We start from the raw sequence: 17,798 nt of genomic DNA on the forward strand, positions 1-17,798 counted from the left end.
TTATTTTAGATTGTTAAAAATATTCTGCCACTTAGACAATATTTCTCTTGAGCTAAACTCTTTAATACTTTGAAGAGTCTGTTGGCTCATTTTATATCTTATATCTTGGTTTAATATGAGATATTCCACAGCCAAAGCAAAGGCTTCTGAATCCATATATGGGGTTAATAGCCCATCTATTTCGTTATTTATTATTTCGCTAGGCCCTGTATTACAATTGTGAGCTACAATAGGAAGTCCAAAATACTTAGCTTCTACAAGTACCATTGGAAAACCTTCATATTTGGAAACAAGAACATATATTGAAGCAGATAAATATTTACTAATAATGTCTGTGGTAAAAGGACTAATTAGTACTTGCTCATTTAATTCCAATTTATGTATTGTTTGGTATATATTGTCAGAATCATTACCTTTATCCCCTACAATAACTAGCTTCCAAGAGGGATTGTTCTTTAAAACATTTTGAAGAGTATTGATTAGGTAAACAAAATTTTTTTCGTGAGATAATCTACCCACCGAAAGAATTATATTTTCACGTACAGCTCCTTGTGTTTTTTTTTCATATTCCATTGGTACAGCATTGGGAATAACACAGGTCTTGATTATACCTTTTTTATTGAACTCTTTTTCATTTTTTTTTGTAAGACATATTACTTTATCTAAATACCTATACAACCAGAAACTTAAATATCTGGAGGTTTTGCCAACAGCAAAATAACTTGTATGTTCTATTGCTAGAACCTTTGTCTTTTTATTAAGATTTAAAAATTTATAAAACCCTAATGACAAGTTTATAAAAGGTACTTGACCTATTGCAAAGTCGTAATTTTTTATATGTATTCTAAGTGTTTTAAACATTTTCCAAGTACGATGCAATAGATTACGTTCTTTAAGATTCAAATGCTTTACATTAACTTCAGGAAAGATATGATATTGAGGTATTGCTTCGCTATTTGTAAATAAACTTATAACATCCACTACACCATAATGCCGACTTAAATTGTTTGCCAAATTAATTAAAGCTCTTTCTGTACCACCTTTTCCTGTAAATAATGAGGTTACAAGACATATCCTAATTTTTTCTTTCATTTTATTCTTTTATATTGATTTTGGATATTGTACATGAGGATAAATATAAAATTTACCCAAAAAATATTCTTCATTGAAAAAAAGTATTCTCCCCTTGACATATATAGCACATTACCCATGATAACAGCATAACAAAAAAACCATTTAATATTATTTTTAAAACGAAAGTTATAAAAAACTACTTGTATTCTCCCTAATGCAAACATAAAAAAGATAACACCTATCATACCAAAAGAAAGAAATATATCAGCTATAATATTTGAACCTACTCCAAAAGTAGAATGTTTTCCAAAATCCAATGTTGTAAAAAAAGTACCTGATGAGGCTTCTGAAATATCTAAAATATTTAAACCGAATAATATTCTTTGAGAAAATGGCACAAACGAAAAGAACGTTGCTATCATTGTTTTTCCGTATAGAATATCATTGTTTTGAACATAATCAACACAAACATATAATGTCCTAGCATTGATAATTAAATCCATCGTAGCACCCAAAATAATACTATCTCCTCTAAAATCATTATTTTCTTCAATTGAGGAAGAGCGTGACAAAGCGATGAATGTCATAAGTAAAGCTCCTACAAAAACCGATATTAAAAAAAGTTTTAGTTTTATAGGTTTATAAAAGGAAGAATAACAAATTCCTAATATAAGAATTATATAAATAGCGGCACTTCTATAACCAGAATATAAATAAGCTACAATGGTAAAAATAGTAAAAAATAACACTAATTTGTTAATTTTATAATCAATACCTTGAATTTTTGCTATGTATAAATTTCTAAACTCTAATACTAAAGCGATGGTAAGAAGGGATTGATAAATTAGATATACATATACGGTATTTCCTTCCAAACCTCCTCTATAAACTTTTCTTAAAAAGAAATCGTACGATACTGCAAAAAAAAGCACAAAAAACAAAGAAAGAGCAAAAGTTATTTTTTTTGTATCAAATATTTTCAGAGTGTCTTGCTTTAATGAATCTTTAGTTTTTTTATAACTTCCCTTCCATACACTACCTAATATAAAACTTTGTAAACCTAATAATGCCAAAGAAGTACCTTTTGTTATTACATCGTGATTAAATGGAAAATCGAACATAAAAAACATCTTTGGATTTAAAGGATATACAAAACAAGGATAAACAAAGTAGACAAATAAACAGGAAAACAAAAATATATTTTCAAAATCAAAATAATTTTCTTTTTTCTTTACCTTCAATAAAAGTAGAAAAGAAATTAAAAATAAGCCAAAACAAACATAACACCATTGATGATCGTATTTGTTAGGAGCAAATAGATATAAAAAAAAGGAAAATAGCGTTAGTATAAAAAATACAATATTATATTTTTTTATATGCATTATCATCAATTTTAAATTAACAAAAATATGTTATTGTCTTTCCTTTCACTCCTAATTAAAAACGCTACAAACCTCATGTTTGTTATTATGTCCATTCTCAAAAAATCTCCTGTTAAGTAGAATGATAAAAATAATTTTAATTTTGACTCTCTTGGTGAAAAATATATATATTTCAAAAAAGCATCAAAATACTTCATAGAAACACCTTTTTTTTGAACCTTTTCTTTTATTATACGTCTCTTATTTAGCAATAAATATGTGTAAATATTATCCTCTTGTTCACTTATTCCTATGGACTGTAACCAAGTATTCAAAATTCTTTTTCTGATATTTTGAGCTAAACTTTGCTGACCACCCGAATGTTTTTTAGATACTTGTGTTTGAGAAATTCTATATTGTAATAATTTTTCTTTAATGTTGCCAAACGCTCCATAATGACTTAAAATTTCCCAAAGTCTATAATCTTGTGCCTGTTTATAATCTTCATCATAGGCGATACCATTTTCAACTAGTATTTTTTTTCTAATCATAACCGAAGGATGAGCGAAGCAGGAATTTACCATTAATTGAGCTTTTATACTTGCATCATCGTACTTTATCCAATCAGAAAATACAAAGAAATTTCTATCACCTATGTATGAAATATTGGTTCCACAAACGATACATTCTTTATTTTTATCAAGGAATTGAACCTGTTTTTCAAATCTTTTTGGAAGAGCTATGTCGTCAGCATCCATGCGAGCTATATAATCACCTTGGGCTATTTTAAGCCCTTTGTTAAGTGATTTGGTTAAACCGATATTTTGCTCATTATGCATTACTTTAATACGTTTGTCTCTTTTAGAATATTCAGAAGTAAGTAATTGATTATCTTTTCTTTGAGGATTATCATTGATAATGATAAATTCAAAATCTGAAAAGGTTTGATTCAATATAGAATCAATGGATTGTCTCATCCATTCTATCTTTTCATTGTAAATAGCCATTATAACAGATATTCTATGCATGATATTATTCAAAAGGTAATTTCAACATTTCTCCCATCTTATAATCCCATTCTATTGGACGAATATGTTCAAAACCAGAACCATGATGAAACGTCAATTCACCTACATATATTTTACCCTCAACATTGTACAAATCAACTCGAACATACAAAAAATGAGAAGCTAATTTCTCTGCGATTTGAATCATTTTTTCGTAATTTTGAGGTTTTTCTATCTCTTCTCCTCGCAAGTTCGAGGCATCTTTCTCAGGAGCCAACCAAGTAAAATAGAGAGGATTCCAATCAATATCGTAGATATTACGTTTATTCTTACCTTCCCTATCGACAGAAACATATACCACCTTAGCCTTTCCGTTAAAGCAATGAAATTTATAATCATTTGGTATTTTCCCCTTTTTATCTTCAAGTAACTGCTCAACAATGATTTGAGGTTTGATATCTCTGTACTGATTTTCTCTTCCTCCTCGATAATGTTTGGATTTGAGAAGATGTGTAAATTTCTTCTGTAATAATTGAAAATCAATTTTGTCAAGCTCTTTATCTCCTCTAACAATAACTCCCCCAGAGCTATCGTGCGTTGTTTTGATAATAAAGTTAGTGTTGTGTGGCAGATTTTCTTTTGTCAGTTCCTTAGGATTATTTGTCCGAAATAGCACAGGAACTAAATACTCTGCCCCCACTTCTTTTTGTACAAATTCACGTACACCATATTTGTCGGCGCAAAGCGTATGTAAAGGAGTTAGATCATTGATTTTTAGCCACTGCATTTTTGCGTTAAGGGTTTTGGGGTTTTTCAAATCAAGAGGGAAGCCTTGGGTTTGTTCAAATTTTCGTTTGAGAAAACTCTCATCAGATATTAGTTTATACTCTAAATAACGATATATTTTAAGAAATGGTTGTAAGGCAACTTTACCTAACCAAGTTCTTTTGTAAATTTTTTTTAAAAGTGCTTTCATTATATTACCAAATTATTTCTTTCAAATTATGCTGTTTAGCCCATTGTTGTGATTTTTTTCTAGAAACTACAACTCCTTCTCCGACTATTGTAAGTAAAGGCAAATCAGTAATGCTATCACTATAAGCAATAGAACTACCCCAGTCAACCTGACTAAAATCCAAAATCTCTTTTAAACGTGTGATTTTCTTTTCGTGCATACAATCAACACCTTTCATTCTTCCTGTACATCTTCCTTTTTGAGTAAAGCCAATATCGGTAGCTACCATTTTTGAAACACCAAATTCTCTACAAAAGGGCTCTATATATATAGAAAAGCCACCAGATACAACACAAATATTCATATCTTGTGTTTGTTTTTCTTCCAGTTGTTGCTGTATAGGAAGTATCAAGTTTGGACGGATTTCAAAAGTATAATATTCTTGTGATAATTCTCTCAGTTTTTTTTGCGAAAAGCCTTTTAACTGATACATTTTTAGCTTTTTGTGCCAATTATTTTTAGGAAAAAAAATGCTTATTATTCTGAAAAATCTAAATTTTACTAATAAAAAACGGACATACTCCCAAAACAACATTCTTGTTGATTTTGTTTTTTTTCTGACAAAATCTACAAACCTATCAGCTGTTTGGAAACTAACCAATGTTTCACAAAAATCAAAAAGAGCTACCTTAATCATTCATATAATTTTTTGATTACCTTTAAGACAAAATCCATCTGTTCTCTTGTTCCAACAGTTACTCTCACGTAGTATCCTTGTCTGTAAGAAAAGCTAAGGTTCCTCACAAAAATAGAATTTTCTTCTAAAAAAAATAAAAACCTATTTTTCTCTTCCAATGAATGGAAGTCAATAAGAATAAAATTACCTGAGCTTGAATAAACCTGTGCAATATTTTGGAAAACTCTTTGTAACTGATCAATAAAGAATGATTTACTCTTATTGACTTCTTCAACATAAGACCGCATATAACCAATATCATCTAATACTGCTATGGCGGCTTGTTGTGTACAACTACTAATGTTTTTAGGGTTTCTTATTAGGTTGATAGTTTTGATAATTTCTATAGGGGCTAACATATAGCCAATTCTGAAATTAGCAATAGCAAAAGCCTTAGAGAAAGTTCTTGTTATTATAATATTAGAATATTTTTGTATCAAATCTTTACAAGAAATCCCTGAAAATTCGAAATACGCTTCATCGATTAAGAAAATAGAATCTTTGAATTCTTTCAACAGAGCTTCAATATATTCTACATTATGTAAGTATCCCGTAGGATTATTTGGGTTACAGATATATACTAATGTAGGTTTTTCCTCCTGAATTTTTTTTCTAAAAGAATGGGCATCAAAAGAAAAATCTTTTTCGAACTGAAAGAATACTACTTCTGCTCCTCTAGATTGACAAGTTAAACGAAAATTATCATATGTGGGGCCTAATATCAACACTTTACTCATTGTTGACAATAACATGGTTGCTATATATTCGTGAATAGCGTCTGAACTAGAAAAGTATTGTATAAAATCTTTGGGTAGTTCAACATATTTAGCTAACTTGTCAAGAATTTCCTCTCTCCTAACATCGGGATACCAATTCAAATGATAATTATTCAAGAATTTTGAAATATACTCCTTTACCAAAGGAGTTGGAGCAATTGTAGCTTCATTCCAATCCAATTTTAAAATATTTGCAAATTTCTCATCTTTTGGTGATATTTCCCATACTTTATGAGAAGTTAGTGTATAAGGTTGTATTTTTTTTAAATATTTGTTCATAAAATATATATTTTATTGTTAAAAAGTTCTGTTTACAACAATATTTTCTCTCTTACATACGATGTACCTGTATATGAATTCAAATGTATAAACTAGCACTGTGATAATAGCAAAAATAGATACATTTTCGAGTAGGGAAAAAGTATAACCTATTAAGATACAAAAAAGGTAAAATAGTGTTGTTAATACCATTCCGATTAGTAGTAATTTATATTTATTAAAAACCAATAATCCATTATGTGCCAAAGGAAAACCTAATGAATATACTACTGCTGATAATAAAAAGATTCTTGTAGGTGTAACAGCATTCATTAGATTATCTCCGCCTAAAAAATATACAATCTGAGGAACTAAAAACTCAAGAACAGTAGTAACGAGTATATAAAATATAAAGGAATATTTCATGATTTTTGAGAGTAATTTTTTATCTTTTTCTATTGCCATTTTAGGGTATAAAGCATTATTTAAAATTGAAATAGGAAGCATCACTAAAAGTAATATTTTTATACCTAAATCATAAATAGCGACCATATCCATTCCTAAAAATATTCCAACGAATAAAATATTAAATCTATCCTTTACAGAAATGACAACATCTGAGATAAAGAGATTTATATTATCTTTTAGATGTGTTCTTATTATATTAAAGGACGGAAATCCAAACATCACTTTTTCCTTTTGAAAAATCACATATAAAGAAATCATTCCTCCTGTAAAAACTCCTACACTATTCAATAGAGGTACTAATAAAAAATCCTCATTACCTGTAACAAAAACGAAAATCAAAACAAAAAAAAGAACCTTTAAACAAAAATTAATAATTGTTATGTACTTCATCTTTTCTATTCCTTGGAAAAACCACTGAGGGAACAACACTTCATTCAAACATATGAAAAAAGAAAATACGTATAACCAAAAGTCATTTCCTTTCACATTAAATAAAAGAAGTCCTAATATCAAAACAAACAAAGATAAAAACCAAAAAGCAATCTTAATAATCAATATTGAAGAAACAATTTCCTTGATTTTATAAGCATTATCCCTATGAATGGCTACATCTTTGGCTCCTGAAACATTAAAACCAAAATTTATAAAAATTGAGAAATACGTAGCAACGGTCTGTGCAAAAACAATTTTTCCATATAATGTATCTCCCAATACACGAATCAGATAAGGATAAACTAATAAAGGCATCATTAGATTAAATACCTGTACCAATGCCAAATATGAAAAATTTTCGAATATCTTTTTATTGCCTTTAATTATTTTCTTGATCCTTGTTACCACGAGTCTAATATACTTTACAAATATTTCTTATACCACTCTATAAATTTTTTAACGCCCTGTTTGATATTTGTTTGAGGTTTGTAATCATAGTCCTTTATAAGTTCACTTACATCAGCCCAAGTACGTTTAACATCTCCCTTTTGCATTGGATACATTTCTTTAACGGCTACTTTTTCCATATTACATTCAATCTCCGAAATAAAGTTTTCTAGCTTAACGGATTTATTATTACCTATATTATAAACTTTACTTTTATTACGAAAATCTCCAAAAGGCTTTTCAATTACACGCACAATTCCCTCAACAATATCATCAATATAGGTAAAATCACGCTCCATTTCACCATTATTGAAAACCTTAATGGGACGATTATTCATTATCGCATCTGCAAATAAGATGGGAGACATATCAGGTCGTCCCCAAGGACCATACACCGTAAAAAAACGCAATCCTGTCGTGGCAAAATGATATAAGTGTGTGTAGGTATAAGCCATTAATTCATTGCTTTTTTTAGTAGCGGCATACAAACTTACAGGAGTATCCGTAAGGTCTTGTTCATGGAAAGGTATCTTACTATTCATTCCATAAACACTCGAACTACTTGCATATACCAAATGAGGTATATCAAAATGACGACAACATTCCAAAATATTTAGAAAACCTACAATATTAGACTGGATATAAGATTCCGGATTTTCAATAGAATATCGTACCCCTGCCTGAGCTGCCAAGTGGCAAACAATATCAAATTTTTCAACTTCAAATATTTTCTCTAAAATATTTTTATTGATAATATCCGTCTTTTGAAAACAAAAATTTGTAAATTTACTACTCACAACTTGTTTGTTTTCAATACAATGACTTTTTTCAATCCCTAGTTGAAGAAGCCGTTCATATTTTAAAGAAACATCATAATAATCATTAATATTATCAATACCAAAAACCTTATGCTCTCTCTCTAATAAAATTTTACAAGTATGAAATCCAATAAAACCTGCGGCTCCAGTAACTAATATTTTCATTAAACTAATATTATTTTACACCTATTTGTATGTATTCGAATCCTTTACTTGGCAAGTCGAATGAGTTGTACTGATTGCGTCCATCGAAAATTACTTTTTCTTTGAGAAGTTTTGCTATTTCTTCAAAATCAGGCACTCTGAATTCTTTCCATTCAGTAAGCAAAATCATAGCATCGGCACCTTTTAGTGCGTTGTACTTGCTTTCAAGGTATTGAACATCAATCCCTTTTAGATAAAAGGCTTGTGCTTCGTGAATGGCTTTAGGGTCATAAGCCTGTATTTTAGCTCCGCGTTTTACCAATTCTTTGATGATATAAATAGCAGGAGCCTCGCGCATATCATCTGTTTCAGGCTTAAATGCTAATCCCCAAATTGCGAAAGTTTTGCCAGAGAGATTTTCGCCGTATCTTTTTATTATTTTTTCAGCAACAACAACTTTTTGACGATTATTGACATTGTCAACCGACTGAATGAGTTCCGCATTGTATTCTACTTCTTCGGCTAATTTTTTAAGAGCTAGTACATCTTTGGGGAAGCAAGAACCTCCGTATCCGCAACCAGGGTAAATGAAGCTATACCCAATTCGATTGTCCGAGCCAATACCAATACGCACTTTGTTAACATCAGCTCCTACGCGTTCGCAAATATTAGCAATTTCATTCATAAACGAAATTTTGGTAGCTAACATAGCATTGGCTGCATATTTGGTCATTTCCGCCGAACGAATATCCATCCCGATAAACCTGTCATGTTGCATAAAAAATGGAGTATACAGCGTTTTCATCTTATCCATAGCGTACTGACTATCAGAGCCAATCACGACTCTATCAGGTTTCATAAAGTCTTGAATAGCTTTGCCTTCTTTCAAAAATTCAGGATTTGAAACTACGTGAAATTCAAAATTTACACCTCTTTTATTCAATTCTGTTTCGATGGTTGCTTTTACTTTATCAGCAGTTCCCACAGGCACAGTCGATTTATCTACAACGATTAATTCGCCTTGCATGGTCTGCCCGATAGATTTTGCCACCGAAAGAACATACTGCAAATCCGCCGAGCCATCATCACCCATAGGAGTTCCTACCGCTATGAAAGCAATTTCTGCATCGGCAATGGCTTGGGACAAATCTGTAGTAAAAAACAAATTTTTATTAGCAATATTATCCAAAACCATAGTTTCAAGTCCTGGCTCATAAATAGGGATTATTCCCTTTTTTAGTTTTTCAATCTTTTCCGCATTTACATCTACACAGGTAACCGTATTGCCCATTTCGGCAAAACAAGTACCTGATACTAAACCTACATATCCTGTCCCTATTACTACTATTTTCATCTCGTTTATTTTATTTTGTCATATTTGAACCAAGTGTGAAAACGCTTACCACACTAACTTCCAAAGGATTAACGTTTTAACTACTACTATCAACACTAAACCCTCCGAAAAAGGTAAACCCGTCGGCAAAGGTACAAAAAATATATTACAAATGACTCAAAAAAAGTCTTTTTATAGAAGAAAACGTTTTCCTTGTATTTTATTAGAAATTTTTATTGCAATATGAATTCAGTCTAATTCTATATTTTCCGATCAATAACATAATTGACCATCATTATCAAGGCGTCTTTATAGTCTGAATCAGGAAAATCATTCAAAATCTGCAATGCTTTTTGTTGAAACTCCTTCATTTTTGTCTCTGCGTATGACAACCCATTGTTGTTTTTTACAAAATCAATAATTTCTCGCACTCGTTTTTTATCTTTATTATGATTTTTAACAGAATTAATTATCCATTTTTTATCTTTTTCGGAGCAATTATTCAATGTATAGATAAGGGGAAGTGTCATTTTTTGTTCTTTGATATCGATTCCTGTGGGCTTACCTATGGCATCGTCTGTGTAATCAAATAAATCATCTTTGATTTGGAAAGCCATACCGATATATTCACCAAACTGTCGCATTTTTTCGATGGTTTCGCGATCATCAGGTTTAACAGAACAAGCCCCCATTGCACAACAGGCCGCAATAAGAGTAGCCGTTTTTTGTCTGATAATTTCGTAGTAAACTGATTCAACAATGTCCAACCGCCGTGCTTTTTCAATCTGCAGCAACTCTCCTTCACTCATCTCACGCACAGCCACGGAAATGATTTTCAATTGGTCAAAATCATCATTATCAATAGAAAGCAACAATCCTTTTGAAAGAAGATAGTCGCCAACCAACACCGCAATTTTATTTTTCCAAAGAGCATTGAGTGAAAAGAAGCCTCGTCGTTTGTTACTATCATCTACTACATCATCATGTACTAAAGTAGCTGTATGAATCAATTCTATGACGGAGGCTCCACGGTAAGTACGTTCATTGACAGTCCCCGACACCATTTTTGCCACTAAGAATACAAACATAGGACGCATTTGTTTACCCTTCCGATTTACAATATAATACGTAATCCGATTCAAAAGAGCCACTTTTGACGACATCGATTCCTGAAACTTTTGTTCAAAAAGTTCCATTTCCTCTCGTATGGGTTGTTTTATTCGTGTGGTTACTTTCACTATTTAGAATTTTAAAATTCGTCTGGAATGAATTTTCTATAATATGAATGCGGTATAGGCTTACAGAACCTTAATTTTGACCACAATTTTGCGTATTTTCCCTTGACCAATGATGGGAGCGTGTGCATCTTCTGGATAAACAATAGCAAAATGTTTAGGTTGTAGTGTTACGTAGGTCGTAGGTTGATCTTCATATAAACCATAATCCTCTTCGGTGTTAAAGGCTTTTTTCTCATGTTTACAGTCTGTCAAACTCTTCCATCCAATTGTTTCTTCTCCTGTTAGAAGCACGTGAATATCCAAATACTTTTGATGATATTCCAACACCTGATTTTCTTTACTAAGACATTCAGGCTCCGCGTTTATAAAAAAAACATCTTCACCATCGAACTCTATTTTTCCGAGTTCCAAATTTAAAAAGTTTGTTTGTTTGATATGAGCAAATACTTTTGTGAAAGCTGGATGCAATTTTTCGTAACGCTCACTATGGTTTAAATGCGCAACAATCATTTTTTATTTTTTTATGGTTATAATTTAAATCCAAAACCTATTGAAAAATAAGCTATATTAAACAATTTTGCCTTATCAAAAGACCATTTTTTATTAAGAATTTTAGTCCTATTTGATAAAGGTGTCAGGTCATAACTGACATTGGTTTCTGCAATAGCAAAAAAACTATCCGAAAAATTATAGATAACCCCTACCCCACCGTATGCTGTAATTGAAGACGGATGAAAATGTTCATCAACTCGCTCGGTAGCGTATGTTCCTACGTATTTCTCCGTGTATCTATGTATTTCAGAATCCCATTCATAGCCGAAATTATAGATTTGTAATATAATTTTTGACGAAAATCCTCCTTGTACAAACCACTCGAAATCTCGACCATTTTTGTAACGTACCAACATTGGAACTTCAACATAATCAAACCTATAAGAACCGTTCCACCGAGCAATGTCTATGATAGCATCACTACTCTTGTATTCGAATCCTTGCCGACGGTAGAGCATCTCTATCTGTAAAGACCAATGTTTACTGAACGCATTATTGATAAACACGCCCATATTGATACGACTCATGAATCCGTTGTAAGTGGTATTGCCTGTTTCATCCTCCATTGCCTTTGCTAAACTTCCGTTCAACGGAGGGACAACACTTTTTATACCTAAACGAAGTTCCTGAGCTACTGAAATATTCATGAAAAATATTCCAACAAACAAAAGTAGTATTTTTTTTGTCATATATTATATATTTCTATAAGTTTTTCTATATTTTTTGCCTATGATTATGCAATATAGGTTAGCTCTACCTATCAAAACCAATGCCTTCAGCCAGTAGAAGATTAATACATACAAGAGGAAACTCTACTGATACGTAAGGCTTGTTGTTTTCATATAATCAAAAAACTAAATAGTTATCAATCACACAAATCCAATATTTTCTTTCTGTACTCTAAATCCATAACTAATCTGTAATATAGAGGATTATGAGCTCTTCTATATCCTGAATAATTCGTTCTATCAAGTTCTACTTTTGCTGCTTTTTTCCATTGTTCAAATAAAAAATGGTCATCATAAAAAATGACATCGTTACCAAAATTGACCCTAACCTTTGCAGGGAAAGCACCACCGATAAGATAGGAGTTTAATTATAGTGAAAAATAATATTCTTTGATTTTTTGAGCCATTAGCTTTCTTCTCAAAGATAAAAAATCTTGATAATCTTCAATATTCATATGTATAATTTCGGTAGGAATACAATTCATTTTTAGATTTCCCAAAAATTCTTGCTCGTTTGAAATTCCGCTTATGGAATGTTGTTTAATCAATTCAAAATAATCTTTTGGTGATTTATTCCCAATTTTGATATTTATTTCCGATTGCATATACACGTAATTGGCTATTTGATTGTATTGCCCTTTCTCCAATCCATTCTTTTTCAAGTAATCTTTTGGAAATAAGTGATGTATATCGCCTCTGTGTTCAATCAATTCTCGGACAGAAATATCTTTCGATAAAAATCCTTTATCGCTAGCCTTAACTTGTGAAGCTAAAAAAGTTAAAAAATAAGGGCTACTTGCCACTGAGGTATTTAAGCTTTGTGGTAGTGAGGCGTTCCAAAAAGCATCGGACAATTCAGCTTCCTCTTTTTCTCTAAGATATTGTTCAAAAGGTTTTTGAGAAATTTGCTTAATATCAAAATCAAACATACTCTCTGGCGACCCCGAATATCTTCCCGTTAAGATAGAATAAACCAACCATCTTTTAACGTAACTTTCAATAGAAACGGGATTCACTTGAAGTTCTTTTAATTTCAGATAAAGAATGTAAGCGAAGTTTAAAGCATTTTGCGAACGAATGAGTTTGGGCGAAATAAATCCTGCCGATTTTACAACCATCAAAAATCTTTTAAAATTAGTTTCATTGATAAAGTTTTCAACTCCCCTTTTCAATTTTTGAAACGATTTTTCAGCAATTTCAGTTTCAAAAGTTCGAGTTTCAAAATTTCGTCCCGAAAGTAAGCTAACTAAATCGGAAAGTCGTCCTCTGCCAAATTGCGAAGTAAATGCCACACGAATTAAATCGTTGTAAGTGGGGTCGTACAAATCATCATTTTCGGTTTTAAGCCAAGACATTTTTCTGAAAAATTCCGTTTGAGCAAATTCTTTATCATTCTCCAAAATATGCTGATAAAATTCAGGAGCTACCGCCAAATGGCAGAAATAATCAATCACTTTTCGCAATTCATTTCCTCCGTTTTCAGTATCAGAGGCGATTTTACTCATTGCAAAATCGGCTTGGCTCAATACCACGCCTTTTGAATTAATTCGGATAAAAATTTCGGTTACGGTTTCAATATCCAATTCAGGGGCAAGTTCAATAAGTCCTATTTGCTTTTTAGGAATATTTATCAGATTAGAGAAAGCGTTACGAACTTGCTTTTTATCAACTTCTGGATTGAGCTCAAAATAGTTATCAACAATCTCAAAAAGATCTCCGTTAATAGCTTGTGATATATCAGGTAACCAAGTTTTATCCTTTAAAATAGCAGGGTTTTGAACTTCAAATTTTTCCTCAATAGGATTGAAGGCAATTTTGATTTTTACTCGTTGATAATTTTTATTAACAACGGATTGCCCTAATAGAGCCGCCGTTAAAGCCGTTATTCGTTGTTGTCCATCAATTAAAACTTTCTTTCCCTCACTTAAACTTCCGTCTTTGAGTTTTACATTTGGATTTCTCCAAGCAATCACATATCCGATAGGATAACCTTGATACAAACTATCCATCAAATCACGAACCTTTGAGCTATCCCAAACAAAAGGACGCTGAATTTCAGGAATCGCAATTTCACCTGCCTTTACAGATGCTAATATAACCTCTATAAGATATTGATTTACGGAATATTTTTGCATTGTGTTTTAAAGTTTATAATTCTATTTTTCCTAAAAAATCATTACCCTACGGCTCACACTTACCTCCCCATATACACCAACAAAATGCTGATATCTGCGGGGGAAACGCCGCTGATACGTGAGGCTTGTGAGAGCGTGGTCGGACGGATTTTTTTCAGTTTTTCGCGAGATTCAAACGAAATGGAAGTTAGTTTATCGTAATTGAAGTTTTCAGGTATGCGAATGTCTTCCAACCGGTTGAGTTTGTCGGCATTGTTTTTTTCTTTTTCAATGTACCCTGCGTATTTTACCTCAATTTCCGTTTGTTCAATGATTTCTTTATCAATTTCATTGGCTTCCACGAATGATTTTACGCTCTCCAATTGTTGCAAATCAGCAATGGTAATGTTCGGACGCGAAAGTACTTTGAACATCTTGTCGCCTTGTTTCATTGGAGACGAGTCGTATTTTTCCAAAATTGGGTTCGCTTCTTCGGGTTTGATACTCGTTTCCTTAAAAAACTCAACAAAAGCATTGGTTTTTGCTTGTTTTCTTTCCAAAACGTCCATTCGCTTTTGCGATGCCAATCCTAATGAAAAACCAAGTGGCGTAAGTCGTGCATCGGCGTTGTCTTGTCGCAAAAGAGTACGATATTCTGCTCGGGAAGTGAACATTCGATAAGGTTCTTCCGTTCCTTTGGTAATCAAATCATCAATCAAAACACCGATGTAAGCCTCATTTCGTTTCAGAATGAAAGGCTCTTGCTCACGAATTTTCTGTACGGCATTTATTCCTGCCATAATTCCTTGTGCGGCAGCCTCTTCGTAACCTGTTGTTCCGTTGATTTGACCTGCAAAATACAGATTTTCAACAAGTTTTGTCTCTAACGTGTGTTTGAGTTGTGTCGGCGGAAAATAATCGTATTCAATGGCGTACCCTGGGCGGAAAAACTTCACATTTTCAAAGCCTTCTATTTTTCGCATTGCTTCAAACTGAACTTCTTCTGGAAGCGATGTTGAAAATCCGTTTACGTACACTTCCACCGTGTTCCAACCTTCGGGTTCTACGAAAATCTGATGGCGGTCTTTGTCGGCAAATCGGTTGATTTTATCCTCAATTGATGGGCAATAACGCGGTCCCACACCTTGAATCGCCCCATTGAACATCGGTGAGCGATCAAATCCTGTGCGGAGCAAGTCGTGTACTTCCTCGCTGGTGTAGGTCATATGGCAATCTTTCTGAATTTGAAGCGGTTGTGTTTCTTCCGAAAAGGAAAATTTCTCCGGATTTTCATCGCCGGGTTGCGGAATCATTTTGGAATAATCAAGCGAACGGCTATCCACTCGCGGAGGTGTTCCTGTTTTCATTCTTCCTGACTCAAATCCGTGAGAAACCAAGCATTCGGTAATCCCTTTGGAAGCCTTTTCACCGGCTCTTCCGCCTCCTAACTGCTTCATTCCGATATGAATAACTCCATTTAAGAAAGTTCCATTAGTAAGAATCACCGATTTGGAATAAATAGGAATTCCTAAAGAGGTTTTTACGCCTTTCACCTGATGATTTTCGATAATTAAGTCGGAAACCATATCTTGGTAGAAGTCGAGATTAGGCAATCTTTCGAGTTGCAAACGCCATTCTTCGGCAAATCGCATTCGGTCGCTTTGAGCTCGGGGACTCCACATTGCAGGACCTTTCGACTGGTTGAGCATTTTGAACTGAATGGCAGTTTTGTCAGTGATGATGCCTGTATACCCACCCAAAGCGTCAATCTCACGAACGATTTGCCCCTTAGCGATGCCTCCCACCGCTGGGTTGCACGACATCTGTGCTATATTTTGCAATTGCATTGTGATGAGCAAGGTTTTCGCTCCCATATTGGCAGCAGCAGCGGCAGCTTCGGCTCCTGCGTGTCCGCCACCCACTACGATAACGTCATATTTTTCTTGAAACATATTTCTATTTGGCTTTGAGCAAAAACACTTTAAATAATTAGACACCTCTAAACTATTTACTAATGACTTTTGCGGTGCAAAAATAAGAATTTCATTCTATAATTTTGAGTTTTTCTTTCAAACGGATTTTTGGACTTCAGGTAGTGATAGATACGAAATGATTATTCCGAGATATTTTTGTTTATTTTTGCATGAAAATTTTACTAATGCCAAAAATATAATGATAAATATTCGTAAAACTGTAAAAATCAATATGCGTGAGATTTGAAAGTATCACAATGGCAACTTTTTGCTTAGGAAAACGAATAAATTTGGTGCAATATCCCGCCTGACCACCTGGATGAAAATAAAAAGTTCCCCATTGAGGATTTTCACCAATATACCAACCCAATCCGTAGTTGTAATCCAAATCTTTTGCGTAGGAACCATCGTTTAAAAGCGTAGGCGAAAACAATTTCTGTTTACTTGATTGATTTAAAATAACATCGGAATGTAGAGCTTTATCCCATTTCAGCAAATCATAGGCTGTGGAATAAACCGATCCGTCACCATAAAAACCACCCAAACCACGAACATACGAATTATGAGGCTGTTCATAGGCTATTTTTCTGGTTTTCGTTAGCTCATCAAGTTCATAGCCCTGACAAATTTCTTTCTTTGTAACTAATCTTTTGTCGGTGTAATATTCGGCAGAAGTGTCATTCATTTGAGCAGGTTTGAAAATGTACTTGTGCATAAACTCCTTAAATGGCATTCCGCTAACTTTTTCGATTAAAACGGCTGCAGTACAATATGCTATGTCACAGTAATCCCACTTATCGCCCGCCGACAATTGTTGTGGATATTTCCCCGATGATAACATTTTCATCAGCTCTTTGTTACCATTGATTTTTTTCATATTCAAATCGGGAACCATCGTTTTTGAAAAATCGGGCATACCCGAAGTGTGATTCAATAAATGTATGATTTTAACATCTTTATAAGGATAAGTCGGCAAGTATTTCTTAACGTAATCTTCTAATTTCAATTTCCCTTGTTGTTCCAAAATTAAGACTGCTGTTGCCGTGAATTGTTTTGAAACTGACGCCAACTGAAAAATCGTATTTCGGGTAAATGGTATATTTTTTTCGTAGTCGGCTTTTCCAAAAAAAACATCGTAAACGATGGTATCATTTTGTGAAACAAGTACATGTCCGCTAAACTTTCCGTTTTTAAATTCTTTCTGAAAAAGAGAATCAATATAGGAAATGTTGATTTTTTGTCCAAACAATAAACATGGGATAAATATCATTATAGAACATATTTTTTTCATACCATTATTTTTATTAGGTGGTTATCTATTTTAGCGTTCATTTCACATCAAACAGGATACAAATCTACAAAATAAAACCACGACTTGTTCAAA

General features: G+C 32.8%; 15 protein-coding genes. All 15 read right to left on the reverse strand.

The window, feature by feature from the left end; genetic code table 11:
• The 15 genes from CGC52_RS03805 to CGC52_RS03880 all read right to left on the reverse strand — a co-directional run bounded on the left by CGC52_RS03805 (position 1) and on the right by CGC52_RS03880 (position 17,684).
• Positions 1 to 1,092, reverse strand: a complete 1,092-nt coding sequence (locus CGC52_RS03805; RefSeq protein WP_095893472.1) for a glycosyltransferase family 4 protein — start codon at positions 1,090 to 1,092, stop codon at positions 1 to 3.
• Positions 1,089 to 2,456, reverse strand: a complete 1,368-nt coding sequence (locus CGC52_RS03810) for an O-antigen polymerase (RefSeq protein ID WP_157909099.1) — start codon at positions 2,454 to 2,456, stop codon at positions 1,089 to 1,091. Before CGC52_RS03810 ends, CGC52_RS03805 begins: the two co-directional genes overlap by 4 nt.
• An 11-nt stretch (positions 2,457 to 2,467) precedes the next feature.
• On the reverse strand, positions 2,468 to 3,463 hold the full coding sequence (locus tag CGC52_RS03815; RefSeq protein ID WP_095893474.1) for a glycosyltransferase: 996 nt from the start codon (positions 3,461 to 3,463) through the stop codon (positions 2,468 to 2,470).
• Positions 3,464 to 3,467: 4 nt separating this feature from the next.
• Positions 3,468 to 4,418 (reverse strand): ATP-grasp fold amidoligase family protein, encoded by a 951-nt coding sequence (locus CGC52_RS03820; RefSeq protein ID WP_013998417.1) that lies wholly within the window; start codon positions 4,416 to 4,418, stop codon positions 3,468 to 3,470.
• Positions 4,419 to 4,422: 4 nt separating this feature from the next.
• Positions 4,423 to 5,094, reverse strand: coding sequence for an HAD family phosphatase (locus tag CGC52_RS03825; protein ID WP_095893475.1), 672 nt, complete (start codon positions 5,092 to 5,094; stop codon positions 4,423 to 4,425).
• Complete coding sequence (locus CGC52_RS03830) at positions 5,091 to 6,188, reverse strand: histidinol-phosphate transaminase (RefSeq protein ID WP_041913981.1); 1,098 nt, start codon at positions 6,186 to 6,188, stop codon at positions 5,091 to 5,093. The genes CGC52_RS03825 and CGC52_RS03830 overlap by 4 nt, the downstream gene beginning before the upstream one ends.
• Before the next feature lie 18 nt (positions 6,189 to 6,206).
• On the reverse strand, positions 6,207 to 7,475 hold the full coding sequence (locus tag CGC52_RS03835) for an oligosaccharide flippase family protein (RefSeq protein ID WP_095917308.1): 1,269 nt from the start codon (positions 7,473 to 7,475) through the stop codon (positions 6,207 to 6,209).
• A gap of 14 nt (positions 7,476 to 7,489) precedes the next feature.
• Entirely contained in the window at positions 7,490 to 8,497 is a 1,008-nt protein-coding gene (locus tag CGC52_RS03840; protein ID WP_095893477.1) for an NAD-dependent epimerase/dehydratase family protein, read from the reverse strand.
• Positions 8,498 to 8,507: 10 nt separating this feature from the next.
• Positions 8,508 to 9,830 (reverse strand): UDP-glucose/GDP-mannose dehydrogenase family protein, encoded by a 1,323-nt coding sequence (locus CGC52_RS03845; protein ID WP_095893478.1) that lies wholly within the window; start codon positions 9,828 to 9,830, stop codon positions 8,508 to 8,510.
• Positions 9,831 to 10,069: 239 nt separating this feature from the next.
• Positions 10,070 to 11,047: a polyprenyl synthetase family protein gene (locus tag CGC52_RS03850; protein ID WP_095893479.1), complete on the reverse strand. Its 978-nt coding sequence runs from the start codon at positions 11,045 to 11,047 to the stop codon at positions 10,070 to 10,072.
• A 60-nt stretch (positions 11,048 to 11,107) separates the two neighbouring features.
• The gene (locus CGC52_RS03855; protein WP_042343586.1) at positions 11,108 to 11,557 is read right to left on the reverse strand and encodes a YhcH/YjgK/YiaL family protein; all 450 of its coding nucleotides are present in this window, start codon (positions 11,555 to 11,557) and stop codon (positions 11,108 to 11,110) included.
• A 17-nt stretch (positions 11,558 to 11,574) separates the two neighbouring features.
• The gene (locus CGC52_RS03860; protein ID WP_095893480.1) at positions 11,575 to 12,288 is read right to left on the reverse strand and encodes an outer membrane beta-barrel protein; all 714 of its coding nucleotides are present in this window, start codon (positions 12,286 to 12,288) and stop codon (positions 11,575 to 11,577) included.
• Positions 12,289 to 12,695: 407 nt separating this feature from the next.
• The gene (locus CGC52_RS03870; protein ID WP_095893481.1) at positions 12,696 to 14,462 is read right to left on the reverse strand and encodes a DUF262 domain-containing protein; all 1,767 of its coding nucleotides are present in this window, start codon (positions 14,460 to 14,462) and stop codon (positions 12,696 to 12,698) included.
• 59 nt (positions 14,463 to 14,521) lie between these two features.
• On the reverse strand, positions 14,522 to 16,393 hold the full coding sequence (gene mnmG, locus CGC52_RS03875; protein ID WP_095893482.1) for a tRNA uridine-5-carboxymethylaminomethyl(34) synthesis enzyme MnmG: 1,872 nt from the start codon (positions 16,391 to 16,393) through the stop codon (positions 14,522 to 14,524).
• 181 nt (positions 16,394 to 16,574) lie between these two features.
• On the reverse strand, positions 16,575 to 17,684 hold the full coding sequence (locus CGC52_RS03880) for a serine hydrolase (RefSeq protein WP_157909101.1): 1,110 nt from the start codon (positions 17,682 to 17,684) through the stop codon (positions 16,575 to 16,577).
• Positions 17,685 to 17,798 lie beyond the last annotated feature (114 nt).

The sequence above is a fragment of the Capnocytophaga sp. H2931 genome, from assembly GCF_002302535.1.
Taxonomy (GTDB): domain Bacteria; phylum Bacteroidota; class Bacteroidia; order Flavobacteriales; family Flavobacteriaceae; genus Capnocytophaga; species Capnocytophaga canis.